At 69.9% G+C, this 26983-nt stretch carries 22 protein-coding genes, 1 tRNA gene and 2 pseudogenes; 11 read left to right on the top strand and 14 right to left on the bottom strand.

Annotated features, from left to right (window positions below; genetic code table 11):
- From ACMUOO_RS08940 to hemE, 8 genes and pseudogenes are all read right to left on the bottom strand, one after another.
- Positions 1-716 (bottom strand): annotated as a pseudogene (locus tag ACMUOO_RS08940) (ABC transporter permease); the annotation flags it as partial.
- Between the two features lie 105 nt (positions 717-821).
- Positions 822-1922 carry an extracellular solute-binding protein gene (locus ACMUOO_RS08945; protein ID WP_301917637.1) on the bottom strand — a complete coding sequence of 367 codons (1101 nt, stop codon included), beginning with the start codon at positions 1920-1922 and terminating at the stop codon, positions 822-824.
- A 77-nt stretch (positions 1923-1999) separates the two neighbouring features.
- Positions 2000-3103: an ABC transporter ATP-binding protein gene (locus tag ACMUOO_RS08950; RefSeq protein WP_301917636.1), complete on the bottom strand. Its 1104-nt coding sequence runs from the start codon at positions 3101-3103 to the stop codon at positions 2000-2002.
- Between the two features lie 207 nt (positions 3104-3310).
- Entirely contained in the window at positions 3311-3556 is a 246-nt protein-coding gene (locus tag ACMUOO_RS08955) for a MoaD/ThiS family protein (protein ID WP_301917635.1), read from the bottom strand.
- 15 nt (positions 3557-3571) lie between these two features.
- Positions 3572-5809: a xanthine dehydrogenase family protein molybdopterin-binding subunit gene (locus ACMUOO_RS08960; protein WP_301917634.1), complete on the bottom strand. Its 2238-nt coding sequence runs from the start codon at positions 5807-5809 to the stop codon at positions 3572-3574.
- A 1-nt stretch (position 5810) separates the two neighbouring features.
- A complete protein-coding gene (locus ACMUOO_RS08965) occupies positions 5811-6287 on the bottom strand; it encodes a (2Fe-2S)-binding protein (RefSeq protein WP_301917633.1) in 477 nt (158 codons plus the stop codon).
- Positions 6284-7147, bottom strand: a complete 864-nt coding sequence (locus ACMUOO_RS08970) for an FAD binding domain-containing protein (protein WP_301917632.1) — start codon at positions 7145-7147, stop codon at positions 6284-6286. The genes ACMUOO_RS08965 and ACMUOO_RS08970 overlap by 4 nt, the downstream gene beginning before the upstream one ends.
- A gap of 229 nt (positions 7148-7376) precedes the next feature.
- The gene (hemE, locus tag ACMUOO_RS08975) at positions 7377-8402 is read right to left on the bottom strand and encodes a uroporphyrinogen decarboxylase (protein ID WP_301917631.1); all 1026 of its coding nucleotides are present in this window, start codon (positions 8400-8402) and stop codon (positions 7377-7379) included.
- 107 nt (positions 8403-8509) lie between these two features.
- On the opposite strand from hemE, the gene hemC reads away from it, so the two are divergent.
- Both hemC and selD (ACMUOO_RS08985) read left to right on the top strand, forming a co-directional pair.
- Complete coding sequence (hemC, locus tag ACMUOO_RS08980; protein WP_413855046.1) at positions 8510-9457, top strand: hydroxymethylbilane synthase; 948 nt, start codon at positions 8510-8512, stop codon at positions 9455-9457.
- An 11-nt stretch (positions 9458-9468) separates the two neighbouring features.
- The gene (gene selD / locus ACMUOO_RS08985; RefSeq protein WP_301917629.1) at positions 9469-10530 is read left to right on the top strand and encodes a selenide, water dikinase SelD; all 1062 of its coding nucleotides are present in this window, start codon (positions 9469-9471) and stop codon (positions 10528-10530) included.
- 17 nt (positions 10531-10547) lie between these two features.
- Here selD (ACMUOO_RS08985) and ACMUOO_RS08990 read toward each other — a convergent pair whose 3' ends face one another.
- Complete coding sequence (locus ACMUOO_RS08990) at positions 10548-10670, bottom strand: hypothetical protein (protein ID WP_301917628.1); 123 nt, start codon at positions 10668-10670, stop codon at positions 10548-10550.
- Positions 10671-10723: 53 nt separating this feature from the next.
- Here ACMUOO_RS08990 and ACMUOO_RS08995 point away from each other — a divergent pair, with 53 nt between their 5' ends.
- A complete protein-coding gene (locus tag ACMUOO_RS08995; protein WP_413855039.1) occupies positions 10724-12043 on the top strand; it encodes an MFS transporter in 1320 nt (439 codons plus the stop codon).
- Positions 12044-12053: 10 nt separating this feature from the next.
- Here the strand turns inward: ACMUOO_RS08995 and ACMUOO_RS09000 are convergent, their stop codons facing one another.
- A complete protein-coding gene (locus ACMUOO_RS09000) occupies positions 12054-12740 on the bottom strand; it encodes an arylesterase (RefSeq protein ID WP_413855041.1) in 687 nt (228 codons plus the stop codon).
- Between ACMUOO_RS09000 and ACMUOO_RS09005 the strand changes: the two genes are divergently transcribed.
- Both ACMUOO_RS09005 and ACMUOO_RS09010 read left to right on the top strand, forming a co-directional pair.
- Positions 12739-13443: an ABC transporter ATP-binding protein gene (locus tag ACMUOO_RS09005; RefSeq protein WP_301917625.1), complete on the top strand. Its 705-nt coding sequence runs from the start codon at positions 12739-12741 to the stop codon at positions 13441-13443. The genes ACMUOO_RS09000 and ACMUOO_RS09005 overlap by 2 nt on opposite strands.
- Positions 13440-15968: an ABC transporter permease gene (locus ACMUOO_RS09010; protein ID WP_301917624.1), complete on the top strand. Its 2529-nt coding sequence runs from the start codon at positions 13440-13442 to the stop codon at positions 15966-15968. The genes ACMUOO_RS09005 and ACMUOO_RS09010 overlap by 4 nt, the downstream gene beginning before the upstream one ends.
- A gap of 12 nt (positions 15969-15980) precedes the next feature.
- On the opposite strand, the gene ACMUOO_RS09015 is transcribed toward ACMUOO_RS09010, so the two are convergent.
- The 3 genes from ACMUOO_RS09015 to ACMUOO_RS09025 are packed head-to-tail and all read right to left on the bottom strand — an operon-like array spanning position 15981 to position 20266.
- Positions 15981-17192, bottom strand: coding sequence for an efflux RND transporter periplasmic adaptor subunit (locus ACMUOO_RS09015; protein WP_301917623.1), 1212 nt, complete (start codon positions 17190-17192; stop codon positions 15981-15983).
- A gap of 3 nt (positions 17193-17195) precedes the next feature.
- Complete coding sequence (locus ACMUOO_RS09020; protein WP_301917622.1) at positions 17196-19565, bottom strand: ABC transporter permease; 2370 nt, start codon at positions 19563-19565, stop codon at positions 17196-17198.
- On the bottom strand, positions 19559-20266 hold the full coding sequence (locus tag ACMUOO_RS09025) for an ABC transporter ATP-binding protein (protein WP_301917621.1): 708 nt from the start codon (positions 20264-20266) through the stop codon (positions 19559-19561). Before ACMUOO_RS09025 ends, ACMUOO_RS09020 begins: the two co-directional genes overlap by 7 nt.
- A 188-nt stretch (positions 20267-20454) precedes the next feature.
- On the opposite strand from ACMUOO_RS09025, the gene ACMUOO_RS09030 reads away from it, so the two are divergent.
- Positions 20455-21051, top strand: a complete 597-nt coding sequence (locus ACMUOO_RS09030) for a L,D-transpeptidase (protein ID WP_301917620.1) — start codon at positions 20455-20457, stop codon at positions 21049-21051.
- Between the two features lie 67 nt (positions 21052-21118).
- The gene (gene mnmH / locus ACMUOO_RS09035) at positions 21119-22204 is read left to right on the top strand and encodes a tRNA 2-selenouridine(34) synthase MnmH (RefSeq protein WP_413855042.1); all 1086 of its coding nucleotides are present in this window, start codon (positions 21119-21121) and stop codon (positions 22202-22204) included.
- A 26-nt stretch (positions 22205-22230) separates the two neighbouring features.
- Here mnmH and selD (ACMUOO_RS09040) read toward each other — a convergent pair whose 3' ends face one another.
- Positions 22231-24411, bottom strand: a complete 2181-nt coding sequence (selD, locus tag ACMUOO_RS09040) for a selenide, water dikinase SelD (RefSeq protein ID WP_413855043.1) — start codon at positions 24409-24411, stop codon at positions 22231-22233.
- Between the two features lie 137 nt (positions 24412-24548).
- On the opposite strand from selD (ACMUOO_RS09040), the gene ACMUOO_RS09045 reads away from it, so the two are divergent.
- The 4 genes and pseudogenes from ACMUOO_RS09045 to ACMUOO_RS09060 form a co-directional block, all read left to right on the top strand.
- Entirely contained in the window at positions 24549-25562 is a 1014-nt protein-coding gene (locus ACMUOO_RS09045; protein ID WP_301917618.1) for an NAD-dependent epimerase/dehydratase family protein, read from the top strand.
- 60 nt (positions 25563-25622) lie between these two features.
- A tRNA-Met gene (locus tag ACMUOO_RS09050) sits at positions 25623-25699 on the top strand.
- Positions 25700-25851: 152 nt separating this feature from the next.
- Positions 25852-26763: an AAA family ATPase gene (locus tag ACMUOO_RS09055; protein WP_413855044.1), complete on the top strand. Its 912-nt coding sequence runs from the start codon at positions 25852-25854 to the stop codon at positions 26761-26763.
- Between the two features lie 81 nt (positions 26764-26844).
- Positions 26845-26983: pseudogene (locus ACMUOO_RS09060) on the top strand (VWA domain-containing protein); the annotation flags it as partial.

Consider the following 26983-nt stretch of genomic DNA (forward strand, 5'->3'; position numbering starts at 1 on the left):
GCCGGGTCGGGGTTGGCGCCGAGGTCCTGGGACAGCGCGTCGTAGAACACGCGCCACGGCTTCGTCGTGGCCGGATTCTTGCCCGCGCCCTGCACGTCCTTCACGAACACCTGGTAGGCATGTGCCGTGAGGGGCAGGGCTTCGTCGATCCCGTCGCGCATCCGGAAGGCGGGCTGCTTGCCGGCCCTGTCGGCGTCCCAGGCCGCTTCGGCGGCAAGCCATTCGTCGGTGCCGAAGATCGTCGCCCAGGTCTCCCCCTCCTTCCAGGCCGGATCGAGTTCGACGAGCCGATCCTGGAAATCCTTCCCGATCTTGTCGGCGCCGCGCCCAGAGGAACGAAACAGTGATGACACGCCGGGGTTCTCGTAGTTCAGGCGGGTGCCGAGACGGGTGTGCTGCTTCAACTCGGCGGCCACCTGCAAGTCCACGGAAAGGGCCCGGAACACCTGCTCGCCCGGCGCCTCGTCCGATGCCTGATCCCAGGCCTTGAGCGCCTGCACCGTGTTGGGAAGCGTGTCGCCGACGATCTGGTTCTCGACCGAGCGGAACAGCATGTCGGCGATCGGCAGGATGAAGGTGAAGAGCACGAAGATCAGCAGCGGCGCGATCAGCGCGAGCGCCCTGAGCTTCTGGCGGCGAAGCGCGCGCGTGAGGCTCTTCTTCAGCGGTGTCCCGTCGGCGGCCTTCATCGGGCTGGCTTGGGTGGTGTCGCTCATCTGTCCCCCGTCGGAGCTGCGGAAGGTCGCGGTCGGAATGCCGTGCAAAGTCACAAACGAATGGGGTGGAAGGGACCCGTCCGGGTCCCTTCCGGTCTTATGCCATTATTGCGCGAGCCACGCTTGGAACTTGGCGTCCAGATCGTCGCGATGGTCGGCCCACCACGGGAAGTCCATCATCACGACGTTGGTGGCGTTGGCCGGGTCGGTCGGCATGTGCGGGGCCATGTCGATGCCGAGTTCCTGATGCTTGCCGACGAGCGGCGCGGAGGATTTCCGGGCCGGGCCGTAGGAAATGAACTTGGCCTGATCGGCAAGGCGCTGCGTGTCGGTGGCGAAGAAGAGGAAGTCCTTCACCGCCTGCAGCCGGTCCTCGGGCAGGCCAGTCGGGATGATCCAGCCGTCGAGGTCGTAGATCTGGGCATCCCAGAGCATCGACACCGGCTGTTTCTGCTCCGCGATCACCGAGAACAGGCGACCGTTGTAGGTGCTTCCGATCACGACCTCGCCATCGGCCAGAAGCTGCGGGGTTTCGGCGCCGGCCGTCCACCACACGACCTGATCCTTGATCGAGTCGAGCTTCTTGAAGGCGCGATCCACGCCCTCGTCGGTGCCGAGCACGTTGTAGATCTCCTCCTTCGCCACGCCGTCGCACAGGAGCGCCCATTCCATGTTGTATAGCGGACCCTTGTAGAGGCTGCGCTTGCCGGGGAACTTCGTCGTGTCGAACACGTCGCAGACCGAGGTCGGCGTCGCGCCGTTCCATTCGGCCACGTCGTTGCGGTAGCCGAAGGTGATCGAATAGACGATCTGCGGGATGAAGCACTCCGAGAGGAGCAGGTCGCCGAAGTCGTCGCTGGCGGAGGTGCCATCCGGGGCGGGCGCGAGCATGGTGTCGAAGTCGACTTCCATCGCCAGGCCCTCGTCGCACAGACGCATCGCGTCGGCGATGGTCACGTCCACCAGATCCCAGGTGAGGTTGCCGGCCTCGTTCATCGCCCGCAGCTTGGCGACGGCTTCACTGGAGCTTTCGTCCCAGACGACCGACACGTCGGGATGTGCGGCCACGTAGGGTTCCACATAGGCCTTGAGCTGCGAGTTCTGGTAGGCGCCGCCCCAGGACACGAACGTCAGGTCGATGGCCGACGCCGAGCCGGCCGCCAGCGTCAGAGCCGTGGTTGCAAGAAAGGCTGAACAAAGTTTCATGAGGTGACTCCCTATTGTTCCCGTGTCGTTTGGTTGGTCCGCGCCACGGGACAGGTCGCGGGCCAAGTTCCGTCGGCTCAGGCGTCGAGCGCCCGACAATCCGAGGGCAGCCAGCCGATCTCGATCTGCTGTCCGGGCTGGAGGCGCTTCTGGTCGGGGGCGTTTCGGGTCTTGACGACGAAGTCGTCGTTTCCGGCGACGCGCAGTCGCGTTCGGAAGATGTCGCCCATGTAGATGAACTCCAGCACCTCGGCCTTGAGTGTATGGGCACCGGGCTGCAGGCGTGCCTTGTTGAACTCCACCCGCTCGGGCCGGATCGAGACGCGCGTACGCTCGCCGGCCCTGGAGACGTTCACCGGCTTGGCGTCGATCAGCTCGCCATCGTCGAGCCTGACCACGGCGACATCGCCGCGGATTTCCTGCACGACGCCGAGAAGCGTGTTGTTCTCGCCGATGAACTGCGCAACGAAACTGTTCGTCGGCTCTTCGTACAGCACCGCAGGCGGGGCAAGCTGCTGGATTCGGCCATCGTTGAAGACCGCGATGTTATCGGACATCGTCAGCGCCTCGGTCTGGTCGTGGGTGACATAGACGGTGGTGATGCCAAGGTGGTGCGCAAGCCGCGTGATCTCGAACTGCATGTGCTCGCGCAGTTGCTTGTCGAGCGCGCCAAGGGGTTCGTCCATCAGCACGAGCTCTGGCTCGAACACCAGCGCGCGGGCGAGCGCGACGCGCTGCTGCTGGCCACCGGACATCTGCGCCGGGCGGCGCCCCCCGAAGGCGCCCATCTGCACCATGTCGAGCGCCCGCTTGACCTTGGCGTCGCGTTCGGACTTGCCGAGCCCGCGCACTTCGAGCGGAAACGCAAGGTTCTCGGCCACGGTCATGTGCGGGAAAAGCGCGTAGTTCTGGAACACCATCCCGATGCCACGCTTGTGCGGCGGGATGCGGTTGATCGGTCGCCCGTTCAGCTTGATCTCGCCATGGGTGGCGGTCTCGAACCCGGCCAGCATCATCAGGCAGGTGGTCTTGCCGGACCCGGAAGGCCCAAGCATCGTCAGGAATTCGCCTTTGGCGATCGACAGGTTCAGGTCTTTGACGACCAGATTTTCCCCGTCATAGCTTTTCTGGACATGCTCAAACGCAACAAATGCGGCGTTTCCGCCGGTGCGTGCATCCATCTATTCGGGCTCCCCGTGTGTTCTTATGAGTCTTTGCTACCCGCTGAGCAGACTTAAGCGGAAGCGACCCTCGATTTCAACCCGTTGTTTCCGACGGGCCTTGGCCGCGGACATTGCGCAGAACCGGGCGTCGATCAGGGTCGAAAAGCGGCGCTAACTGGACGAGATGCGACAAGGCTTCCCGCCACCTGCCTTGCGGGACAGATATCAGCCGCCTGTCATGTAGGGCATGAGAACCACCTCGCTCTCCGGACGGATCTCGGTGAACCAGGCCTCCCGGTAGATCACTCCGTCGAGCGAAAGGGAGACGCCGCGCGCGATCTGCGGGGCAAGGCCCGGATAGGTCTCGACGAGGCGGTCAAGAAGCTCCTTGAACGTCCTCGCCTCCACCTCAACCTCGGTCTGCCCCTCGGCGGCCTGCCGAAGCGAGCCCCAGAGCCGGACCTTCACCATCTCACGCCCCCCGCGTCACGCCCCGAGCGCCTTCAGGACCCGCGGCGGCGACATCGGCAGTTCGGACAGCCGAATCCCGGCCGACCGCGATACCGCGTTGGAAATTGCTGCGAGCGGCGGCACGATCCCCGTCTCGCCCACGCCGCGGACACCGTAGGGATGGCCGGGGTTGGGAATCTCCAGGATCACCGTGTCGATCATCGGCAGGTCCGAGGCGACCGGCACCCTGTAGTCGAGGAAGCCGGGGTTCTGCAGCCTGCCGTCAGGCCCGTAGATGTACTCTTCGTTCAGCGCCCAGCCGATGCCCTGCACGGCGCCGCCCTGCATCTGGCCTTCGACGTAGGAGGGATGCACCGCCTTCCCGGCGTCCTGGAATACCGTGTAGCGCAGAACCTTCGTGGCGCCCGTCTCGCGGTCCACCTCGACATCGACGATATGGACACCGAACGAGACGCCCGCGCCATCGACGTTGACCTCGTGGTGGCCGGCGATGGGCCCACCCGTCTCGAACGAGACCGCCGCGATCTCGGCGAGGCTCATCGGCGGGAACTTCCCGGCGTTCGGCCCGGCCGGCACCGCCGCGCCGTCCTTCCACTCGACCGCTTCGGCGTCGATCCCCCAGATCCTTGCCGCGCGCCCGCACATCACCCGGATCGCCTCCCGCGCGGCCTTGATCGTGGCGAGTCCGACCGCGAAGGTCACGCGGCTGCCGTCTGTCACGTCGTTGTAGCCGAGCGAGGAGGTGTCGGCGACGATGGTGCGTACCCGCTCGTAGGGAATGCCCAACTCCTCCGCCGCCATCAGGCTGATCGAGGCGCGGCTGCCGCCGATGTCGGGGTTGCCTTCGGTCACGCCGACGGTGCCGTCGGTGTTGATGTTGAGGCTCACGCAGGAGTTGCCGCCGAAGTTGAACCAGAAGCCGCAGGAGATGCCGCGGCCCTGCCCCGGCTTCAGCGGCGCGGTGTAGTGGGGATGCCTCTTCGCGGCCTCCAGCGTGGCGACCAGCCCGATGTCTGGGAAAGTGGGCCCGTAGGAGGATTTCGTTCCCTTTCGCGCGGCGTTCTTCAGCCGCACGTCGATCGGATCGAGCCGGAAGTGCTGGCAGAGCTCGTCCAGGACGCTTTCGACGGCATAGATCGCCTGCGGCGCGCCGGGGGCGCGGTAGGAGGCCTCCTTCGGACGGTTCGTCATCACGTTCCAGCCGTAGGTGCGGACATTCTCCAGGTCATAGGCGGCGAAGGCCGCCTGCGCGCCCATGTCCACGGTACCGCACGGGAAAGCGCCACCCGAATAGCGCAGATGCGCCTCGGCGGCCGTGATACGGCCGTCCTTCGTCATGCCGATCTTCACGTCCATCGACGTGTGGACGGTCGGGCCCGTGGCCCGGAACACCTCGTCCCGGTTCATGACGATCTTCACCGGACGCCCCGCCTTGCGGCTGAGCGCCAGCGCAACCGGCTCGATGAAGACGGTCGTCTTGCCGCCGAAGCCGCCGCCGATCTCGGAGGCGGTGACGCGCAACTGGCTCGCCTCCATTCCCATGATCGCCGCGCAGAGGGTGCGGACGAAGAACTGCCCTTGCGTGCAGCACCAGAGCTCCGCCTTGCCGTCCGAGGTCACGGAGGCAAGGGCGGCATGCGGCTCGATGTAGCCCTGATGGGTCGCGGCGGTGCGGAAGTGGCGCTCGACGACGTGATCGGCCCTGGCGAAGCCGGCGGCGGGGTCGCCGTGGCCGAACTCGCAATGGCTCGTCACGTTCTCCGACATGCCTGCGGGCACGTTCTCCAGCGTCCGCCCCGCCTGCACCACCGGAGCTCCGGGCTTGATCGCCACATCCACGTCGGTGACGTGGGGCAGCACCTCGTAGTCGACCTTGATCAGCTTCAGCGCGGCCTTGGCCGTCGCCGCGTCCACCGCCGCGACGGCGGCGACGGCGTGCCCGTCGTAAAGCGCCTTCTCGCGGGCCATGCAGTTGTCCTGCACATCGCGGACGAAGGCGTCCTCCTGCACCGGCAGGTCGGCGCCGGTGAGGACGGCCTTGACGCCGGGCAGGGCCGCTGCGGCCGAGGTGTCGATGCTGCGGATGCGGGCATGGGCGTGAGGCGAGCGCAGGACGCGTCCGACGAGCATCCCCGGCGCGGTCGCGTCCGCGCCATACATCGCCCGGCCCGTGACCTTGTCCACGCCATCCGGCCGGCGGACCCGCTGGCCTACCTGCTTGAACTCGCGCTTGCGGTATTCGTCCAAGGACATCTCAGGCTCCCCTCATCTCGGCCGCGGCCGCCTGGACGGCGCGGATGATCTTGTCGTAGCCCGTGCAGCGGCAGAGGTTGCCGGCGAGCCAGTAGCGCACCTCCTCGTCCGAAGGCTCCGGATTCTTTTCCAGAAGCGCCTTCGCAGCGACGAGGATGCCGGGCGTGCAGACCCCGCACTGCAGCGCCGCGTGATCGATGAAATGCCGCTGGAGCGGGTGAAGCTCGTCGCCGTCCGCCATCCCCTCGATGGTCGTGATCTCCGCCCCCTCGGCCTCGACCCCGAGGACGAGGCAGGAACAGACGAGCCGGCCGTTCAGCGTGACCGAACACGCGCCGCAATCGCCGGTGCCGCAGCCTTCCTTCGCGCCGGTCATGCCGAGGCGGTTCCTGAGCGCGTCGAGCAGCGTCTCGTCCGGTGTGCAGAGGAACTCGCAGGCGTCGCCGTTGATCGTGGTCGAGACGGGAATGGACTTCATTTCGAACCTCCGGCGCGGGCGTATGCGATAAGGGCGGCGCGCTTCGCCAGCGTGCCGGCCGTCTTGGTGCGGAACGCGACCGTTCCGCGCTTGTCGTCGATGGGCCTGCACACCGCTTCGCAGGCCGCGGCCATCTTCGCCAGCGTGTCGTCGTCGAGCTTCGTTCCGACGAGCGCCTTGCCGGCCGCGTCGGCCACGACGACCGTGGGCGCGACCGCGCCGAGGACGACGCGGGCCGCCTTAACAGTGCCATCGGCGTTCAGCTCCAGCGAGACGGCCGCAGAGGCCACCGCGATATCCATTTCCGTGCGCGGTATGAAGCGCAGGTAGGCGTCGGAGGCGCGCGCGGGTCGCGCGGGCAGAAGGATCGAGGTGATGACCTCGCCCTTTTTCAGCGTGGTCTTGCCGGGGCCGGCGGGGATGTCCGCCACCGGGCAGTCGCGCTCGCCGTCCGGCCCGGCGATCCGGGCCACCGCGTTCGCGGCGACAAGGCCGGGCACGGCATCGCCGGCAGGCGAGGCGTTGCAGAGGTTGCCTGCCATCGTGCAGCGCCCCTGCACCTGGGTCGATCCGATGAGGTTTGCCCCCTCAACCACGCCCGGCCAGAGCGTACGGACACCCTCATGTTCGCCAAGGACCGAATTCGGCACCGCCGCACCGACCCGGAAGCCGCCCGCTTCGGGCGTGATCGTCGCGATGCCGGGAATCTTCTTGATGTCCACCACCAGGTCGGGCTCCACCAGCCCCGCCTTCATCTGGACGAGCACATCCGTACCCCCCGCCAGCACCCGGGTCACCCCTGCCTCGGCGGCCAGCGCCTCGGCCGCCTCGCGGGCTGTCTTCGCAGCCAAGTATCTCATCTTCCATCCTCCGGTCCGGCTGTGCCGGCATCCCTTGATCCCGCCGCGATACCCGGCGGAGTCGCGTTTTCGTGTCACCATTGCGCATCGCGGCGCAAAGGAAAAGACCGGCGCGGCGGCTCCGTCGGGCAAGCCCATCGCGCCTCCCTTGCCGACCCTACGGCTCCGGGGCCGCCGGAGACGGGCGGAAACCGACAGCGGACGGACGTTTCCGGCCGCGTACGACAACTCACCCGCGGACGGCCTCGATCATCCGGCTCACGTTGTCCGGGTCGGCGTCGGGTGTGACCCCGTGGCCGAGGTTGAAGATATGCGGCCCGCCCGCGAAGGCGCGGACGATCCGGCGCGCCTCTGCGACCAGCCGCTCGCCCCCTGTCACGAGAAGCGCGGGGTCGAGGTTTCCCTGCACGCAGCCGTCCCTCTGCACGTTCTCGGCCGCCCATTCCGCCGTCACGGAATTGTCGATTGCCACGCAGTCGGCGCCGGTCGCCCTGGCGAAGCCGACGTAGCGAGGGCCGGCCTCGCGCGGGAAGGCGATGACCGGCAGGCCCGGGTGGCGGGCCTTCAGGCCGGCGATGATCCGCTTCGCCGGGGCCAGGGCGAAGTCGTCGAAATCCTGCCCCTTCAGCGACCCCGCCCAGCTGTCAAAGAGCTTCACGACCTCTGCCCCCGCTTCCACCTGGGCCGAGAGGTAGTGGATCGTCGCCTCCGTCAGGCGGTCGATCAGCCCCTGGAAGGTCGCGCGGTCGGTGGCCTTCAGCGCATGTGCCGGGCCCTGATCCGGCGTGCCGCGCCCCGCTATCATGTAGGTTGCCACCGTCCAGGGCGCGCCGGCGAAGCCGATGAGCGTGGTTTCCCTCGGCAGCGCGCGGGACAGGATGCGCACCGTCTCGTAGACCGGCGCCAGCGTCTCGTGGATGGACTCCACCGGTTTCAGCGCGGCCAGCCCCTCGGGCGTGGTGAGTGTGGAAAGGCGCGGGCCCTCGCCGGTCACGAACCAGAGGTCGGCGCCAAGGGCCTGCGGCAGGAGGAGGATGTCGGCAAAGAGGATCGCCGCATCGAAGTCGTAGCGGCGGATCGGCTGGAGCGTGACCTCTGCGGCAAGCTCGGGCGTGTAGCAGAGCGTGAGGAAATCCCCCGCCTTCTCGCGGGTGGCGCGGTATTCCGGCAGGTAGCGGCCCGCCTGACGCATCATCCAGATCGGCGGGACCGGCAGGGTCTCGCCGGCGAGGGCACTGAGGATTGTCTTTTTCATGGGGCCTCCTCCGCCCCTTCATCCCCGGCTGCGACGGGATGTCAAGGTACGCGCCGCGCGCGGCCATTGCGCGGGCAATCTGTCGCGGCTATGCCCTGTCCATGCAGATGCCCGATGCAAAGACCCCGCTGAAGATCGGCACCCGCGGCTCTCCGCTGGCGCTCGCGCAGGCCCACGAGACCCGCGCGAGGCTCATGGCCGCCCACGGCTTGCCCGAGGGCGCCTTCGAGATCGTCGTGATCAAGACCACCGGCGACGACCGGACGCTGATCGCGGCCGACCGGCCCCTGAAGGAGATCGGCGGCAAGGGCCTCTTCACGAAGGAGATCGAGGACGCGCTTCTCGCGGGCGGGATCGACATCGCCGTACATTCCATGAAGGACATGCCGGTGGCGCAGCCGGCGGGCCTCCTTCTCGACTGCCACCTGCCGCGCGAGGATGTGCGCGACGCCTTCGTCTCGCCCGCTGTCGCCCGGCTGGCCGATCTGCCCGAGGGCGCGGTCGTCGGTTCCTCTTCGCTCCGGCGCCGGGCGCAACTCGCGCACCGCCGTCCCGACATCAGGCTCGTCCAGTTCCGCGGCAACGTGCAGACGCGGCTGAAGAAGCTGAACGACGGTGTCGCGGCGGCGACCTTCCTCGCCATGGCGGGGCTGAACCGGCTGGGCATGGCCGAGGTGGCGAAAAGCGCGATCGCGCCCGAGGAGATGCTTCCGGCCGTCGCGCAGGGTGCGATCGGCATCGAACGCCGCGCCGCCGATTCGCGCGCGGCCGCCCTTCTCGCGGCAATCCACGACCGGGCGACGGGCGAAGGACTCGCAGCCGAACGCGCGTTCCTCGCCGCGCTCGACGGCTCCTGCGAGACGCCCATCGCCGGGCTCGCGCTGCACGTGGACGACGGCCTCTGGCTCCGGGGCGAGATCCTCCGACCCGACGGGTCCGAGGTGATCGCGGGCGAGCGGCGCTGCGCTGTCGCCGACGCCGCGGAAGCGGGGGCAGACCTCGCGCGCGAGCTGCTCGGTCGGGCGCCGGCCGGATTCTTCGACTGGCGGGGGTGACGGTGGCGCGCATGGATGCGGACCGGACCGAGGAGCCGAGGCTGATGTCGCTGGCCCATGGTGGCGGCTGCGGCTGCAAGATCGCGCCCGCACTCCTGTCGGAGCTTCTGGCAGGGATGCCGGGCCTTCCGCTGCCGCCCGACCTTCTGGTCGGTACGGCACACTCCGACGACGCGGCGGTCTACCGGCTGAACGACAGCCAGGCGATCGTGGCGACCACCGACTTCTTCCTGCCCGTTGTCGACGATCCATTCGACTTCGGCCGCATCGCCGCGACCAACGCGCTGAGTGACGTCTACGCCATGGGCGGGCGGCCGATCCTGGCGCTCGCCATCGTCGGAATGCCGATCTCGCGGCTCTCCCCCGCCACGATCGCGCGGATTCTCGAAGGCGGTGCTTCGGTCTGCGCCGCGGCAGGGATTCCGGTGGCGGGCGGTCACAGCATCGACGCGGCCGAGCCGATCTACGGGCTGGTCGCGCTGGGGATCGTGCATCCCGACCGGGTGCGGCGGAACACCGGCGCCCGGCCCGGCGACGTGCTGATCCTCGGCAAGCCGCTCGGCACCGGGGTGATGTCCGGGGCGCTGAAGAAGGGGCTGCTGGGCGATCCGGCGTATCGGCTGATGCTCGACACCACCACGCGGCTGAATACCCCCGGCCCGGAGTTCGCGCAGATGGACGGGGTCCACGCGATGACCGATGTGACGGGTTTCGGGCTGGCGGGCCATGCGCTGGAACTTGCCCGCGGTGCGGGCGTCAGCATCACGCTCGACTGGGCGCGGGTCCCGGTGATGGACGGGGTGCGCGATCTTCTTCGGCAGGGCTGCGCGACCGGCGCCTCCGGGCGAAACTGGGCGAGCTATGGCGCAAGCGTCGCCCTGCCAGAGGGGTTCGCCGTCACGGAGCGGGCGCTTCTGACCGATCCGCAGACAAGCGGCGGGCTTCTGGTCAGTTGCACGCCAGCGGCGGCCGATGCGGTGCTGGACCTCTTCGTGGCGCAGGGATTTGCCGGGGCTTCGGTGATTGGCGAGGTGGGCGCTCGGGAAGCCCTGCCGCGCCTGATGGTGCGCTGAGGCGTGCCGAGGATCGGTCATTCCGCCCGGGCGAGAAGTCCCAGCACCATCGGCCCGAGCGTGTCCACGGCCAGAGCAACGCCCCCCGCGATGGGATTGCGCCCGTAGGGCCCGATGCGGCCCGCGCCCGTTTCCGGCACTGTCCGGCATCTGCGGCACATGGCATAAGGGAACGGCACCCCGGAGAACGATGATGCTTCGCCCGCTCAGGAACCGCACCTACCGGCATCTCTTCGCCGCGCAGGTGATATCGCTGCTCGGCACCGGACTCATGACGGTGGCGCTCGGGCTTCTCGCCTTCGATCTCGCCGGGGCCGAGGCGGGGGCGGTGCTCGGCACCGCGCTCGCGATCAAGATGGTGGCCTATGTCGGTCTCGCCCCCGTGGCGCAGGCGCTCTCCGACCGGCTGCCGCGCCGGGCAGTGCTCGTCACGCTCGACCTCGTCCGGGCAGCGGTTGCGCTCTGCCTGCCTTTCGTCACCGAGGTCTGGCAGGTCTATCTGCTCATCTTCGTGCTGCAGGCGGCCTCGGCCGGCTTCACCCCGACCTTCCAGGCGACGATCCCCGACATCCTGCCGGCCGAGGAGGACTACACCCGCGCGCTCTCGCTCTCGCGTCTGGCCTATGACCTTGAGAGCCTCGTCTCGCCTATGCTCGCGGCGGCGCTCCTTACGGTGATGGAATTCCACAGCCTCTTCGCCGGGACGGTGGCCGGCTTCCTCGTCTCGGCAGCCCTCGTCGTCAGCGTGACCCTTCCGGCGCCCGAGCCCGGCCCCCGCCGCGGCATCTGGGACCGGACAACGCGGGGGCTCCGCCTCTATCTCGCCACGCCGCGGCTCAGGGGGCTCTTCGCGGTCAACCTCGCCGTCGCGGCGGCGGGGGCGATGGTCATCGTCAACACCGTGGTTCTCGTGAAGTCCCGCTTCGGGCTCGGCGAGGTCGAGGTCGCCTGGGCGCTGGCGGCCTTCGGCGCGGGCTCGATGGCGGCCGCGCTCGCGCTGCCCCGGCTTCTCGACCGGCTCGCGGACCGCCCGGTCATGATGTCCGGCGCGGCGGTGCTGGTGGCCGGAACGGCTGCCGGCGCGCTTGTCGGCACCTATGCCGCGCTCCTGCCGCTCTGGCTCGTGATCGGGGCGGGGTACAGCGCGGCGCAAACCCCCTCGGGCCGGCTTCTCCGCCGCTCGGCCGGGGCTGCCGACCGCCCCGCGATCTTCGCCGCTCAGTTCGCGCTCTCGCATGCCTGCTGGCTTCTCTGCTACCCGCTCGCCGGCTGGCTCGGGGCGCGGATCGGCCTTGGTCCGACCTTCCTCATGATGGCGCTCATCGGACTTGCCGGCGCCGTCCTCGCGCTCCGCCTCTGGCCCGCGCAGGACCCGGCAGAGGTCTCGCATGACCATCCCGGACTGCCGCCCGACCATCCGCACCTGCGCGATCACGGGGAAGCGGGGCGGCATCGCCACGCCTACGTCATCGACGACCTGCATCCCGCTTGGGCAAAGGTCGGCGCGGGCTGAGGATGCGCGGCTACTCCGCCCGGGCAAGCAGTTCCAGCACCTTCGGCCCGAGCGCGTCCACGACCAGGGCCACGCCCCTTGCATTGGGATGGAGCCCGTCGGGCTGGATGTAGTCTGCCAGGGCCTGCTGCCGGTCGGGAAGCGCGAGGATCGGGGCGAGGAAGGGTTCCGCCAGAAGTGCTCCGTGCTTCGCGGCAAGTTCCGGATAGATCGAGTCGAACGCGGTCTTGTAGTCCGCGCCGTAGTTGCCGGGCGCCGCCATCGGCACCACCAGCACGGGGATGCCCTTTTCCGCCGCCTTCGTCAGGATCGCGTCGAGATTGCCGCGCGCCTCCTCGGGAGGGATCCCGCGGAGGAGGTCGTTGCCGCCGAGCGTGATGATCATCGCATCCACCGGGGCCGACAGCGTCCAGTCGATTCGCGCCAGCGCCCCTGCGGTCGTGTCGCCGGAAACGCCGGCGTTCTGCACCGTCACCTCGGCGCCCCTTTCGGCAAGCCAGGCCTGAAGCTGCGGGACGAAGCCGTCCTCGGGCGGCAGGCCGTAGCCCGCCGTCAGGCTGTCGCCGAAGGCCACGAGCGTCGGCGGCGAGGCCTGGGCTGCGGTGCCCGCGAACAGCAGGAAGCCGAGCGCGAGGTTGCGCAATGCCCGGCCGACCCCATATGGCTTGAAGCGGCGGATGGAGCGGACGGCAGGCATGAGCGAGACCATACTGAGCCTGGAGGACGCGCGGCTCGTGCTCGAGGGCAACGCCGGCCGCATCGAAATCCTGAAAGGCATCAGCCTTGACGTGTCGCGGGGCGAAAGCCTCGGGCTCGTCGGTCCGTCGGGGTCGGGCAAGTCGTCGCTCCTCATGCTCATGGGCGGGCTCGAACGCGCGACATCGGGCCGGATCACGGCGCTTGGCCATGACCTGACGGCGCTCGACGAAGACGCGCTCGCACGGTTCCGCAGGGGCAATATGGGCATCGTGTTCCAGTCCTTCCACCTGATTCCGACGATGACGGCGGTCGAGAATGTCGCGATCCCGCTGGAGCTTGCGGGGGTGGCGGACGCTTTCGGCCGCGCGGCGGCGGAGCTTGAGGCGATGGGGCTCGGCGCGCGGATGGACCATTATCCGGCGCAGCTTTCGGGCGGCGAGCAGCAGCGCGTGGCGCTGGCTCGCGCTGCGGCGCCGCGGCCGGCCATCTTTCTCGCCGACGAGCCGACGGGCAACCTCGATGCCGCCACTGGCGAGGCGATCATGGAGCTTCTCTTCGGCTTGCGGGACCGGCACGGGGCGACGCTGATCCTCGTCACCCACGCGCCGGAGCTTGCGGCGCGTTGCGACCGGGTGGTGCGGCTTGCCGACGGCCGGATCGCGGGCGAGGACCGAGCCCGGCGCGTCAAGGTCGCCGAATGACACTTCCGATCGCGGTCAGGATTGCCCGGCGCGAGCTCCGGGGCGGCACGCGGGGATTCATCGTCTTCCTCCTCTGCCTCATGCTTGGCGTCGCCGCGATTGCTGCGGTCGGAACGGTGCGCTCCTCGATCGAGACGGCGATCCGCGATCAGGGCGCGGTGCTTCTGGGCGGCGACGCCGAGATGTCCTTCACCTACCGCTTTGCCACACCCGAGGAGCGCGGCTTCATGGATGCGCGGGCCGCGAAGGTGTCGGAGATCGTCGAATTCCGCTCCATGGCGGTCGTGGGCGAGGGGGAGGCTGCCGAGCGTGCGCTCACGCAGGTGAAGGCGGTCGATGCCGCGTATCCCCTGACCGGTGCGATGGTGTTCGAGCCGGCGCTGGCGCCGGCCGAGGTCTTCGCCCCCCTTGAGGGCCTCCCCGGCGCGGCGATGGACCCGGTTCTCGCCGACCGCATGGGACTTGCCATCGGCGACCGCTTCCGGCTCGGCACCAAGGAGTTCCGCCTCGCCGCCCGGATCCTGCGGGAACCCGACGCGGCGGCGACCGGATTCACGGTGGGGCCGCGGACGATGGTGCGGACGGAGGACCTTGCAGGCTCGGGCCTTCTCGAGCCCGGCAGCCTCTTCGACACGAACTACCGGCTCCTGCTGCCCGACGGCGTGGCGGTAGGCCCCGTCGGCCGCGAGGCGGTGGCCGCGTTCCGCGACAGCGGAATGCAATGGCAGGACGCGCGCTATGGCGCCCCTGGGATGCGGCGCTTCGTGGATAGGATGGGGTCGTTCCTGATCCTCGTCGGGCTCGCGGGGCTCGCCGTCGGCGGCGTCGGCATCGGCGCGGCGGTCAGGTCGTATCTCGACGGCAAGGTGGGCACGATGGCCGCCCTGAAGGCGCTCGGTGCGACCTCGGGGACGATCTTCGCCGTCTATCTCGTCCAGGTTGCGGCGCTCGCCCTCATCGGCGTCGTCGCGGGCCTCGTCCTCGGCGCGGGCGCACCGATCCTCGCCGGGCCGCTGATCGCCGGGGCGCTGCCGATCCCGGTCGAGATCGGCCTTGCCGTGCGCCCGCTCGCCGAGGCCGCGACTTATGGCGTGCTCACCGCCGCGCTCTTCGCGCTCTGGCCGCTGGCGCGCACGCGCGAGGTGAAGGCGGCGGCGCTCTTCCGCGACCTCGGTCCGGGGCGGCGGGTCTGGCCGGGCTGGCGCCTGTCGGCGGTGCTGGCCGGAATCGCCGGCGCGCTCGTCGCGGTGGCTGTCGGGTTGTCCGGTGTTCCGGAACTGGCATTCGGCACGCTAGGCGGCATCGTCGCGGCGCTTGTCGTTCTGACACTCGCAGCACTCGCGCTCAGGCGGTTCGCCCGGCGCATGGGCCACCGTGCGCGGGGCCGGCCGGCGCTAAGGCTCGCGCTTTCGGCCATCGGCTCGCCGAAGGAGGAGGCAACGGCCGTCATACTGTCGCTCGGCCTCGGTCTCTCGGTCCTTGCGGCCGTGGGCCAGATCGACACCAACCTTCGCGCCTCCATCGCCCGCGACCTGCCGGAGGTCGCGCCGTCCTACTTCTTCGTCGACATCCAGCCTGATCAGATCGAGGGCTTCCTGGCCCGGGTGAAGGGCGATCCGGCGGTCAGCCGCGTGGATACCGCACCGATGCTCAGGGGCGTGCTGACCAGGATCAACGGCCGCGACGCGCGCGAGGTGGCGGGCGACCACTGGGTCGTCCGCGGCGACCGCGGACTGACCTATTCCGCAACCCCGCCCGAGCGGACCCGGATCGTCGCGGGCGAATGGTGGCCCGAGGACTACGCCGGCCCGCCGCTCATGTCCTTCGCCCGCGAGGAGGCGGAGGAGATGGGGCTGAAGCTCGGCGACCGGGTCACGGTGAACGTCCTCGGCCGCGACATCGAGGCCCGGATCACCTCGTTCCGAGAGGTGGACTTCGGCACGGCGGGAATCGGCTTCGTCATGGCGATGAACCCGGCGGCCCTTCAGGGCGCGCCGCACAGCTGGATCGCCACCGTCTATGCCGCGCCTGAGGCGGAAGCCGCGATTCTGCGCGACCTCGCCACCGCCTTTCCGAACATCACCGCGATCCGGGTGAAGGACGCCATCGACCGGGTGAGCGAGGCGTTGGCCGCCATCGCGAAGGCCACCGCCATCGCGGCGGGCGTGACGCTCCTGACCGGGGTCGTCGTGCTGATCGGCGCGGCCGCGGCGGGGGAACGGGCGCGGGTCTATGAGGCGGCCGTGCTGAAGACGCTCGGCGCGACGCGGGGAGTGGTGCTCGCGAGCTTCGCGCTCCGCTCCGCGCTGATGGGGGCGGCGGCGGGGATCGTGGCCGTCGCCTTCGGCGCGGCGGCGGGCTGGGCGGTGATGACCTTCGTGATGGAGGGCACGTTCCGGTTCGAGCCGGTCTCGGCCGCGGCGATCGTCACGGGCGGCGCGCTGGCGACGCTTCTCGCCGGCCTCATCTTCGCGCTGAGGCCACTCGCCGCGCGGCCGGCGCGCGTCCTGCGGGCGCGGGACTGACGGCGGAGGCGGTCAACCCTCCGTGCGTTCGGCGACCGGCGAGCCCTCGGCGATGGCATCGGCGGGGTGGAGGATTACCCGGTCGCCCGGCTGGAGCCCCTCGGTCACCTCCGCGGCGGTGCCGTTGCGCTGGCCGAGGACGACGGGGCTGAGCCGCGCCTTGCCGTCCACGGCCCGGAAGACCGCCCAGCCACCCTCGTGCCGGAAGAGCGCCGAGAGCGGAACCTGCATCACATCGGCGCCTTCCCATTTCACGATGCGGAGGTAGACGGCGTAGCCGTCGCCGAGGCCGGAGCGGGCCCCGGCGGGGGTGATGATGTCGAAGACGGCGTCGACACGTTGCTCCTCGATCCCGAGCGCCGAGACCTTGGTGCGCGCGGACGGATCGAGGCTGCGCAGTTCCGCCTCGAGCGGCGGAGTGCCGCCCCAGCGCTCCACGATGGCGCGGGTGCCGGGTCTGAGCCCGACTGCATCGGAGGAGAGCAGATCGGCCACGATCTCCAGATCGTCGGTGCGGCCGACCGAGAGGAGCCGGGTGCCGGCGGCAACGGGGGTCTCGCTGACGATGTCGACGGTCAGGACCGTGCCGGTGATTGGCGCGCGGAGCGTCACGCAACAGCTGTCGCGCGCCGCGCCGCCGACCGACGGCGGCACCAGGACCGCGTTCGCGCGGGCCAGTGCGCTCGTTGCCATCTCGACGTTTGACCGCGCCGCCTCGCGCGCGGCGAGCCGGATGGCGAGAAGCTGGCTCGCGTCCTCGAGCGCGGTCTGCGAGGCGACGCCACGCTCGGCAAGGGTGCGGGCGCGGTCGTGCTGGCTGCGGGCGTAGTGGAGTTCCTCCTCCGCCTGGCGAAGCTGCGCCTCGGCCAGCGTCAGCGCGGCGCGGGCCTCGCGCACCGCGGCCTCGGCCTGATCGCGCGACCGCGCGTCGAGAAGGGCGGGGGCGGCGGGTTCGACCACGGCGACGACGGTCTCGCCCGCAACCACCGCATCGCCCACCTCGACGGGCGCGCGCCGCGCGGTGCCGGAAATCGGCGCGGCGACCTCGAAGACGTCCTTCACGCGCGTCTCGCCCTCGGCGTTCACGGTGACAAGCATCGGCCCCCGCGCGATCGTGGCAAGGTCCACCGGCACGGGTTCGGTGCGAAAGGCGAGCCAGGCGAGGCCGCCCGCGACGCCGGCGCCGAGAAGGCCGATGATGTAGTGGCGGGGTTGAAGGGCCATGGGTCACTCCCGGGTTTTCATGACGGCGACGAGGTCGAGCCGGTCGATGCGGCGGCGCACCACCAGCGCCGAGACAAGGGCGGTCAGAAGGACGATGAGGCTCGCGCGGGCGAAGGTCGAGGGGACGATCACGAAGGGCACCTCGTAGAGGTCGCTCTCGATTCCTTGCGTGAATGCCCAGGCGATGCCGAGTCCGGCGAGCCAGCCGAGAGGCTGCGCGAGAAGCGCCAGGACCATCACCTCCCCGACGAGGATGAACGAAACCTCGCCGCGCGAGAAGCCGAGGATCCTGAGGCTCGCCAGTTCGCGGGCGCGTTCGGATAGCTGGATGCGGGCGCCGTTGTAGGTGACCCCAACGGTGATGAGAACCGCGATCGTGATGTAGACGGTGGCGGTGATGCTGATGTTTTCGCGCAGCGTCTCGTCGAACGACCGGCGCATGTCGGAGACCATGGCCGTGCCGGCCAGCGCAGGCATCCCGTTCAGCGCGCGATGGAACTCCGACCGTGCCGCGGGGTCGAGCGTCAGGTTTGCCACCGAGACCTGCGGCGCCTGGCGGCGCAGTGCGTTCAGCGCCTCGAAGTCCATGTAGGCGGCGATGCCGATGTACTGGTCGATGGTCGCCGTGACCGGCAGGAGCGCGGTTTCGCGCCGGCCCGACAGGAACTCAACCTCGACCGTGTCGCCTGGCGCGACGCCGAGTTGCCGGGCGAGCCGCGCGGCGAGGACCACGCCGCCGGGCGGCGCGGCGACGACCCGGCCCGAACCGCCGACGATGCGCGACAGGTCCGCATCGGGCCGCCGCGCCTCCAGCGTCGTGTGCTTCTCGAGATGGCCGTTGCGCAGCACCACCGGCTCGATCAGTTGCCCCTCGATCTGCAGCGCGCCGGGAAGGCTGCGCAGGTCGTCGATCACGCGCTCGGGCCGGTTCTCTGCGAACATCAGGACCGCATCCTGACGGTTGGCCAGCCCGAAGGTGGTGTCGAGCATCTTGTCCATGGCGTCGTCGAAAAAGCTCGCCGCGGCAAGAACGCCGACCGCCATCGAAAGCCCCAGCGCGCTCATCGCGGCGCGCACGGGCCATCGGGTGATGGAGCGCAGGATCATCATCGCCGGCTGCGACAGGCGGAGCCGCGCCATCAGCCGATCGGCGAGACCGCGGCGGAACCGCGGCGGTGCCGGGGGCTGCATCGCCACGGCGGGCGGCAGGCGGGCCGCCGCGAGTGCGACGCGAAGCGCGCCGAAGGCTGCCGAGGCGAGGCCGAGGAGCGCCGCGACGGCATAGACCGACCAGGAGCCGCGGAAGATCAGGTACGGGAAGTCGAAGAAGCGGGCGTAGAGCCGCGCCATGCCATGCGCGAGCCAGGCCCCCGCGCCCCAGCCCATCAGGATGCCGACGATGGCGGTGAGCGCCGCAAGCATCAGGTAGTGCTGGGCGACCTGGCGGTTGCCGTAGCCGAGCGCCTTCAGAAGCCCGATCTCGGCGCGTTCGAGCGCGACGATGCGGCCCAGAACCATGTTCACCAGGAACGCGGCCACCCCGAAGAAGATCGGCGGCATGACGATGGTCATGGTCCAGAGCTGGTCAAGTTCGGACGAGACGAAGCTGTGCGAGATCTGGCGGTCGCGGCCATGCGCCCCGTTGCCGCCGTAGGGGTCGAGAAGCGCGTCGATCCGGTCGATGACCTCGGGCTCCGACGCGCCCTTGTATAGCGCGACAGTCAGGCTGTTGAAGGCACCCGACATGTCGAAGGCCGCCGTCGCCGCGCGTTCCGGCATGAAGATGACGCCGAAGCCTTCGTTGTCGGGCATCATCGCGCCGGGGCCGAGCGTGTAGATGAACTCGGGCGTGAGGACCGTGCCGGTGATCGTCAGTTCCCGCCGCGTGCCGTTGAGATTGGCGAAGAACCGGTCGCCGAGGGTGAAGCGGTTGGCCAGGGCGAAGGGCTCGTTCACCGCGACCTCGTTCGCGGCGTCGGGATCGGGCAGCCGGCCCGACCGCAGCAGCGGCAGGTTGAGGAGCGGCTCGCCCGATGCGGGCAGCGAGATGATGCGCCCGACCGCCGTTTCCTCCCGCCCGGGAATGTCGAGCGTCACCAGCCCTTCCGTCCGTGCCTCGGCGCTGCGCACGCCTGGAATGGCAGCCACCTCGGGCAGGACGGTCAGCGGCGCACGCCGGGCCGAGGCCCAGATATCGGCAAAGCGGTTGCGTTCGTAGTAGGCATCCCGGCTGTCGCCGAGCGCCTGGTACATGACGAAGGAGGTCAGGAGCGCCGCCACCCCGCAACCGAGGACGAGCGCGATGGCCAGCGCCTGCGCCCAGAGCCGGACGAAATCGCGCAGGAGCTTGCGGTCGAGCGCGTGCATCACCATTCGATCTCCGAGGGCTCGATGCGCGTCTCGTTCACCTCGGCGCTGAGAAGCCGGCCGTCCTGGAAGCGGATCACGCGGTGCGCCATCTTTCGGATCGCGACGTTGTGGGTGATGACGACCGTCGCGGTCCCCAGTTCGTCGTTCACACGCTTCAGCGCCTGCAGCACCTGCACCCCGGTCTGGCTGTCGAGCGCACCGGTGGGTTCGTCGCACAATAGCACGTCGGGCCGCTTGGCGATGGCGCGGGCGATCGCCACGCGCTGCTGCTCGCCGCCGGAAAGCTCGGCCGGGAAATGGTCGAGCCGGGGCGCGAGCCCCACCATCCCCAGGGCCTCGGCCGGGCTCATCGGGTTGTGCGACACGTCCGTGACAAGCTGCACGTTCTCGCGCGCGGTCAGCGAGGCGACGAGGTTGTAGAACTGGAAGACGAAACCCACATGGTCGCGCCGGTAGGCCGTCAGCGCCCTGTCGCCGAGCCCCGTCAGCTCCTGGTCGCGGAACCAGACATGGCCGCTCGTCGCCGTATCGAGGCCCCCGAGGATGTTGAGAAGCGTGGACTTCCCCGAACCCGAGGGGCCGAGGAGCACGGTGAACTCGCCCTCGTAAAGCTCGAGGTCCACACCGTCGAGTGCGCGGACCTGAATCTGGCCGGTGTCGTAGACCTTGGTCAGGCCGGTGGCGCGGAAGACGGGAACGGGCATGCGCTATCCTTTGCCGGCCTTATCGACGGGCAGAGGGGGCGCCGTCCTTGATCCGCCTCAAACGCTGCGCTCCGGCTGCCGCCATGGGGCGCAATTGCGCCTAGTCAGGGCCATATTCATCATGAAAATGGAACCAGTCGCAGGGTGTTCCTGTTTTTGTAGCTGATTCGCACCGAAAGCCGAGTGTCATGATCGACCGACGTTCCCTCCTCACCGGTGCCGCCGCCCTGGCGGTCACGGCCGCCGGCCGCCCGGCGCTCGCCATCCCCGCGGTGAAGCCGCCACCGCCCTCGGCGCCGATCCCGGGCCTCACGCTTGCGCCCGAACTCTATCCGTCGGTCGTCACCGTGCGCCGCGACCTGGAGCCGGGAACGATCCATGTGATCTCGTCGAAGTACTTCCTCTACTACATCGCCCGCAAGGGTGTGGCGATCCGCTATGGCGTTGCGGTGGGCAAGGCCGAGCTTGTCTTCCGCGGCGCGGCCGAGGTCGGCAAGAAGGTCGAATGGCCAAGCTGGAAGCCGACGCCCGAGATGATCGCGCGCAACCCCGGCGCCTATGCAAAGTATGCCGACGGGATGCCGGGCGGGCCGAAGAACCCCCTCGGCGCGCGGGCGATCTACCTCTTCCAGGATGGCCGCGACACCGCGATCCGGATCCACGGCACGATCGAACCGAACTCCATCGGCAAGTCGGTGTCGAATGGCTGCCTGCGGATGGTGAACGCACATGTCATCGACCTTTACGATCGCGTCGCGCTCGGCGCGCCGGTGATGGTCTACTGAAAGGCGCCTGCCTGGCGTCCGCCGCGGGGGGCTTCCCGTGCCCCGGCCCGGGCGCTAAGAGGGGGCCATGTCGCCCACCCCCATGCTCCGCACGCTTGCGTCGCTCGCCGAGGTCGCCGCGCTCGACCACGATGCGGTGATCGACGTGCGCTCGCCCTCGGAGTATGCCGAGGATCACCTGCCCGGCGCGATCAACCTGCCGGTGCTCGACGATGCGGAGCGCGCGCGGGTCGGCACGATCTACAAGCAGCAGTCGCCCTTCCTCGCGCGGAAGGTTGGCGCGGCGCTCGTCGCGCGCAATGCAGCCCGCCATCTCGAAGGGCCGCTCGCCGACCTCTCGGGGGCCTGGCGGCCACTGCTCTATTGCTGGCGCGGCGGCCAGCGCTCCGGCTCCTTCGCGACGATCCTCGCGCAGGTGGGCTGGCGGGTCGAGCTTGTCGACGGCGGCTACAAGTCCTGGCGGCGGCTCGTGGTCGAGATGCTTCATGACCGTCCGGTGCCGAGCCCGGTCGTCGTGCTGGACGGCAACACCGGCTCGGCCAAGACCGAGCTTCTCGCGCTCCTCGCGGCCCGGGGGCTGCAGGTCATCGACCTCGAGGGCCTCGCCAACCACCGAGGCTCGCTCTTCGGCGCGATGCCGGGCGGGCAGCCCTCGCAGAAAGCCTTCGAGGGGCGGCTCGCGATGGCGCTCGCGACCCTCGATCCCGCCCGCCCCGTCGTGGTGGAGGCCGAAAGCTCCAAGGTCGGCGACATCGCGCTGCCGAAGCAACTCTGGGCGGCCATGGCGGCAGCCCCCCGCATTCATGTCGCGGCCCCGGCTGAGGCCCGCGCCGCCTATCTCGCCCGCGCCTATGCCGACCTGGCCGGGGACCGTGCGCGCCTCGCCGCAGTGATCGAGAGCCTGCGCCCGCTGCACCTGGCCGAGGTGGTCGACACCTGGCTGGCTCTCGCCGCCGAGGGTGCTTTCGCGCCGCTCGCGGCCGGCCTCATGGCGCATCACTACGACCCGCGCTACGAAAAGCACCGGGCACGCTTCGCCGACGGCCGCGAGCGCGTGGTCGAGGCGCCAAGCCTCGCGCCCGAGGCGCTCGCCCCGCTCGCTGACAGGATCGCACTGACGGTTGGCGCGCTTGCCTCGGCGACCCGGCGCTGAACCCGCGCCCGCAGGCCGCCGCCGGCTCAGTCCTCGACGGTCAGGAAGGGCGTGCCGGCCACCACCTCGCCGATGACTGCCGGGCGTTCACCCGTCGCCCGCAGCCGGTGCACGAGGTCGAGCGCAACGCCCGCCGGCACGGCGGCGAGGAGCCCGCCCGCCGTCTGCGGATCGAAGAGAAGGTCCGCGCGTGGCCCCTCGGTCAGGAACATCCGCGCCATCGCCCCCCGGTTCGCGGGCAGGAGGGTGGAGCCATGCCCCTCGGCCGCCAGCGCCTCCGCCCCCGGCAGGACCGGCACATGGGCGAGCGAGATTCGCGCCGCCACGCCAGAGGCGTCGAGCATCGCCAGAAGGTGGCCGGCCAGCCCGAAACCGGTGACATCGGTCATCGCATGGGCCTCGGGCGCAAGAAGCCGCGCCGCCGCCCCCTGCGGGCGGGCCATGGCGGCGAGCGCCCGCGCCACGACCTCGCCCGGTGCGGCCCCCGCCATCTCGGCGGCGAGGATCACCCCGGTGCCAAGCGGCTTGGTCAGGATCAGCCAGTCGCCCGGCCGCGCGCCGGCGATTGTCACCGGCCTCTGCGCCGCAAGGCCGGTGACGGTGAATCCCACCGTGAGTTCCGCGCCAAGGCTGGTGTGCCCCCCCACGACATCGGCGCCCTCGGCCGCAAAGACATCCGCCGCCGCCTCCATGATCTCGGTCAGCGTCCGCGCCTGAAGGTCCGCGCTCATCCGGGGCAGGATCACCTGCGCCAGCGCCGCCTGCGGCCGTGCGCCCATCGACCAGACGTCGCCCATCGCGTGAAGGGCGGTGATCCGCGCCAGTATCCAGGGGTCCTCGGTGAAGGCGCGCACATGGTCGGTCGTCAGCACCTGATGCCCCTTGCCATGGGTCAGGATCGCCGCGTCGTCGCCCGGCCCCGACAGCACGTCGGGCCGCGCCGGCCGCGGCAGGTGGGCAAGCGCCGCCTTCAGTTCCGCCTGCCCGACCTTCGCCCCGCAGCCGCCGCACATCGGCCTGGCGGAAGCGAGTTCCTCGGCCACCCCGGCGGCCACCCTTGCCGGCAGGGCGGGGACAGGCATCTGCGGAAGCTGGTGGAACATCGCCATGAAGCGCCGGTCGATCCGGTCCTTCCAGCGCCAGAGCCAGGGCCCGTCGAAGGGCAGGCCCCACTTGTCGGCGACGGCGCCCTTGCCGCCGGTGGAGATCAGTTTCAGGTAGTCGCGCTGCGGCCGGTAGCTCCGCATCCTGCCCTGCCCGGTCAGTGCCACGCCGAGGTTGTGCAGGAGCACCGGCGCCTGGCGGACGGCATAGACCCCCGCTTTCGGGCGTGGCGCGAAGTCCATGTGGGCGATGTCGCCTGCGGCGAAGATCGCGGGATCGCTCACGCTCTGCAGGCTGGGCCCGACGGTGACGAACCCCTCTGCCAGCACCAGCCCGGTGTCGCCGAGCCACCCCTGCGGGCGCGTCGCGGCCGCGCCGAGGATGAAGGCCGCCTCCACCCGCCCGCCGCCGTCCAGCCGCACCGCCCCCGGCTCCACCGCCACGGCGCGCGCGCCTTCCCGCAGCGTGATCCCGTTCCGGCCGAGATGCGCCAGAAGCGCCCGACGCGCCCCGCCGCCGATCCGTGCCAGCGCCGCGTCCTTCTCGACCACCGTGACCTCTGCGCCGGGGCCGAGCCGGTGGTGCGCCGCCAGCGCCAGTTCCACCCCGGCCACGCCGCCGCCGATCACCGCGACCTGCGGCGCGGCCTCCCCCCGTGCGGCGCGGCCCGCGAACGCCTCCCAGGCGTCGGCGAAGGCATCGAGCGGCTTCGCCGGCACCGCATGCTCGGCGAAGCCGGTCAGCGCCGGCATGTCCGAGGTGATGCCGATGTCGATGGAGGCGACGTCGAAGGCAACGTCCGGCCGCCCGGGCACGCTGATCCGCCGCTCCGCGCGGTCGATCCCGTCCGCGCGGCCGAGGATGAGCCGGGCGCCGGCATGTCGCGCGAGCCGGACGAGGTCGATCTGGAGCGCCTCGCGCGGGTAGTGGCCGGCGACATGGCCCGGCAGCATCCCCGAGTAGGCGGCCGTCGGTTCGGGGCTGATCAGCGTCAGCCGCACACCGGGGATAGGCCGCATCCCCCACATCCTGAGCACCAGCGCATGGGTATGGCCGCCGCCGATCAGCACCAGATCGCGTGTCAGCGGGATCTGACCCTGCATCGCCTGCCCCCCTTGCCCGCCTCTGACTACCCTGCCCGGGCGCTTTCGCCAAGCCGGTCGCGCGGCCGGGCTTGGACTGCGCGGCGCGAGCGGCTAAGGATCGGGACGAGCCAGGGGCGGAAAGCGACGGGAAGGCCATGCAGCGTGTCTATGTCACCGGGGCGGCCGGGTTCATCGGCTTCCACCTGTCCGAACTCCTCCTGAAGGAGGGACTGCGCGTCCACGGCTACGACGGGATGACCGCCTATTACGACCTCGCGCTGAAGCGCGGCCGGCTCGCGATGCTCCATCAGCGCGAAGGCTTCGGCTTCACGCAAGCGATGCTGGAGGACAACGCCCGGCTTGCCGCCGACATGGCGGCGTTCAAGCCCGACGTGGTCGTCCACCTCGCCGCGCAGGCCGGGGTGCGCTATTCGCTAGAAGCGCCGCGGAGCTACCTTTCGTCGAATATCGAGGGCACGTTCAACGTGATGGAGGCCGCACGCGACTGCGGGGTGAAGCACCTCCTCCTTGCCTCCACCTCCTCGGTCTACGGCGCCAATACCGAGATGCCCTACCGAGAGACCGACAAAGCCGACACCCAGGTCTCGCTCTATGCCGCGACGAAGAAGGCGACCGAGTCGCTCTCCCATTCCTGGGCGCATCTCTGGGGCCTGCCCACGACCTGCTTCCGCTTCTTCACCGTCTACGGTCCCTGGGGCCGGCCCGACATGGCGCCCTTCAAGTTCACGAAGGCAATCCTCCAGGGCGAGACCATCGACGTCTACGGCCACGGCAGGATGTTCCGCGACTTCACCTATGTGACGGACCTCGTCCGGGCGATCCGGCTTCTGATGGACAAGCCCCCCGAACGGCCCGCCGCGCCGGACGCGATCGAGGAGGGCGACAGCCTCTCGCCCGTCGCGCCCTGGCGCGTCGTCAACATCGGCAACGGCGAGAAGGTGGCACTCGGCGACTTCATTGCGGCGATCGAGAAGGCGACTGGCCGGACGGCCGTCCGCAACCTCATGGAAATGCAGAAGGGCGACGTGCCCGCGACATGGGCCGACAACCGCCTTCTGACCCGGCTCACCGGCTACCGGCCGGAAACCGGCATCGCGGCTGGCATGGCCGCCTTCGTGGCCTGGTACCGCGAACACTACGGGGTTTGACCGCCACGGCGAATATCGCTTGACGGGCGGGGGCCGCTGGCATAGGACCGCCGCCGGTGCGGCTAGGTAGCTCAGCTGGTTAGAGCACATGACTCATAATCATGGGGTCGGCGGTTCAAGTCCGCCCCTAGCCACCACTTCTGCCTGATAACGACCACATGGGCCGCCGCGACCTTTGGCCTCCCGGCCTTCGGTCGCCTGTCCGCGCGACCGGGCTGGACAGGCGCGCGGCGCCGGTCTTAGTTGGCCGCAGGGCAGCGAAGGCCCGGCAAGTGGAGGACCCCGCACCGTGACCGGCCTTCCCGCGGATATCTCGGACGTCACCCGGCAGCTCGCCGGCAATGGATACATCGCCGACCGGGCGCTCTCGACCGTCGTCTTCCTCGCCCTGAAGCTCGGCCGGCCCCTGTTCCTCGAAGGCGAGGCCGGGGTCGGCAAGACCGAGATCGCCAAGGCGATCGCCGCGGCGCTGGGCCGCCGTCTCATCCGGCTCCAGTGCTACGAGGGGCTCGACGCGGCCTCGGCCGTCTGCGACTGGAACTTCGCCGCCCAGATGCTGGCGATCCGCACCGCCGAGGCCGGTGGGGGCGCCGACCGCGAAGCGCTCAGGGCCGAGCTCTTCACCGAGGACTACCTGATCGAACGGCCGCTCCTCGCCGCGATGCGCCCCCAGCCCGGCGGCGCGCCGGTCCTTCTCATCGACGAACTCGACCGCACCGACGAGCCCTTCGAGGCCTTCCTCTTGGAGGCGCTCTCCGACTTCCAGGTGACGATCCCCGAGCTTGGCACCATCCGGGCGCCGGAACCCCCCATCGTCATCCTGACCTCAAACCGCACCCGCGAGGTGCATGACGCGCTGAAGCGCCGCTGCCTCTACCACTGGGTCGACTACCCCTCGTTCGACCGCGAGATGGAGATCCTCCACGCCCGCGCCCCGGAGGCGACCGAGACGCTGAGCCGCGAGATCGTCGCCTTCGTCCAGAAGCTCCGGCGCGAGGACCTCTTCAAGAAACCCGGCGTCGCCGAAACGATCGACTGGGCGAAATGCCTCCTCGCGCTCGACGTCATCGCCCTTTCGCCCGAGGTCATCGCCGACACGCTGGGCGCGATCCTGAAATACCAGGACGACATCCAGAAGATCGCCGGCGCTCCGGCCAGGAAGATCCTCGACGAACTTCGCGCCGACTTCGCGCCGGCCTGAGGCGCGGGACGATGCGGCCACCACTTCTTCATTGCGGCAACACTCCGGGAGTGCGGGGACGGCCCCCCCACCGCGCCGGCGATGGCTGAACTCTTTCCCCTCGACATCCCCGAGGACGGCAAGCTCGCGGTCAACATCGCCCATTTCGCCCGCGCCCTGCGCCGCACAGGGCTGAAGGTCGGACCCGGGCGGGTGATCGACGCGATCCGGGCGGTCGAGG

Source organism: Albidovulum sp., from assembly GCF_041919395.1.
In the GTDB taxonomy this organism is placed as follows: domain Bacteria; phylum Pseudomonadota; class Alphaproteobacteria; order Rhodobacterales; family Rhodobacteraceae; genus Albidovulum.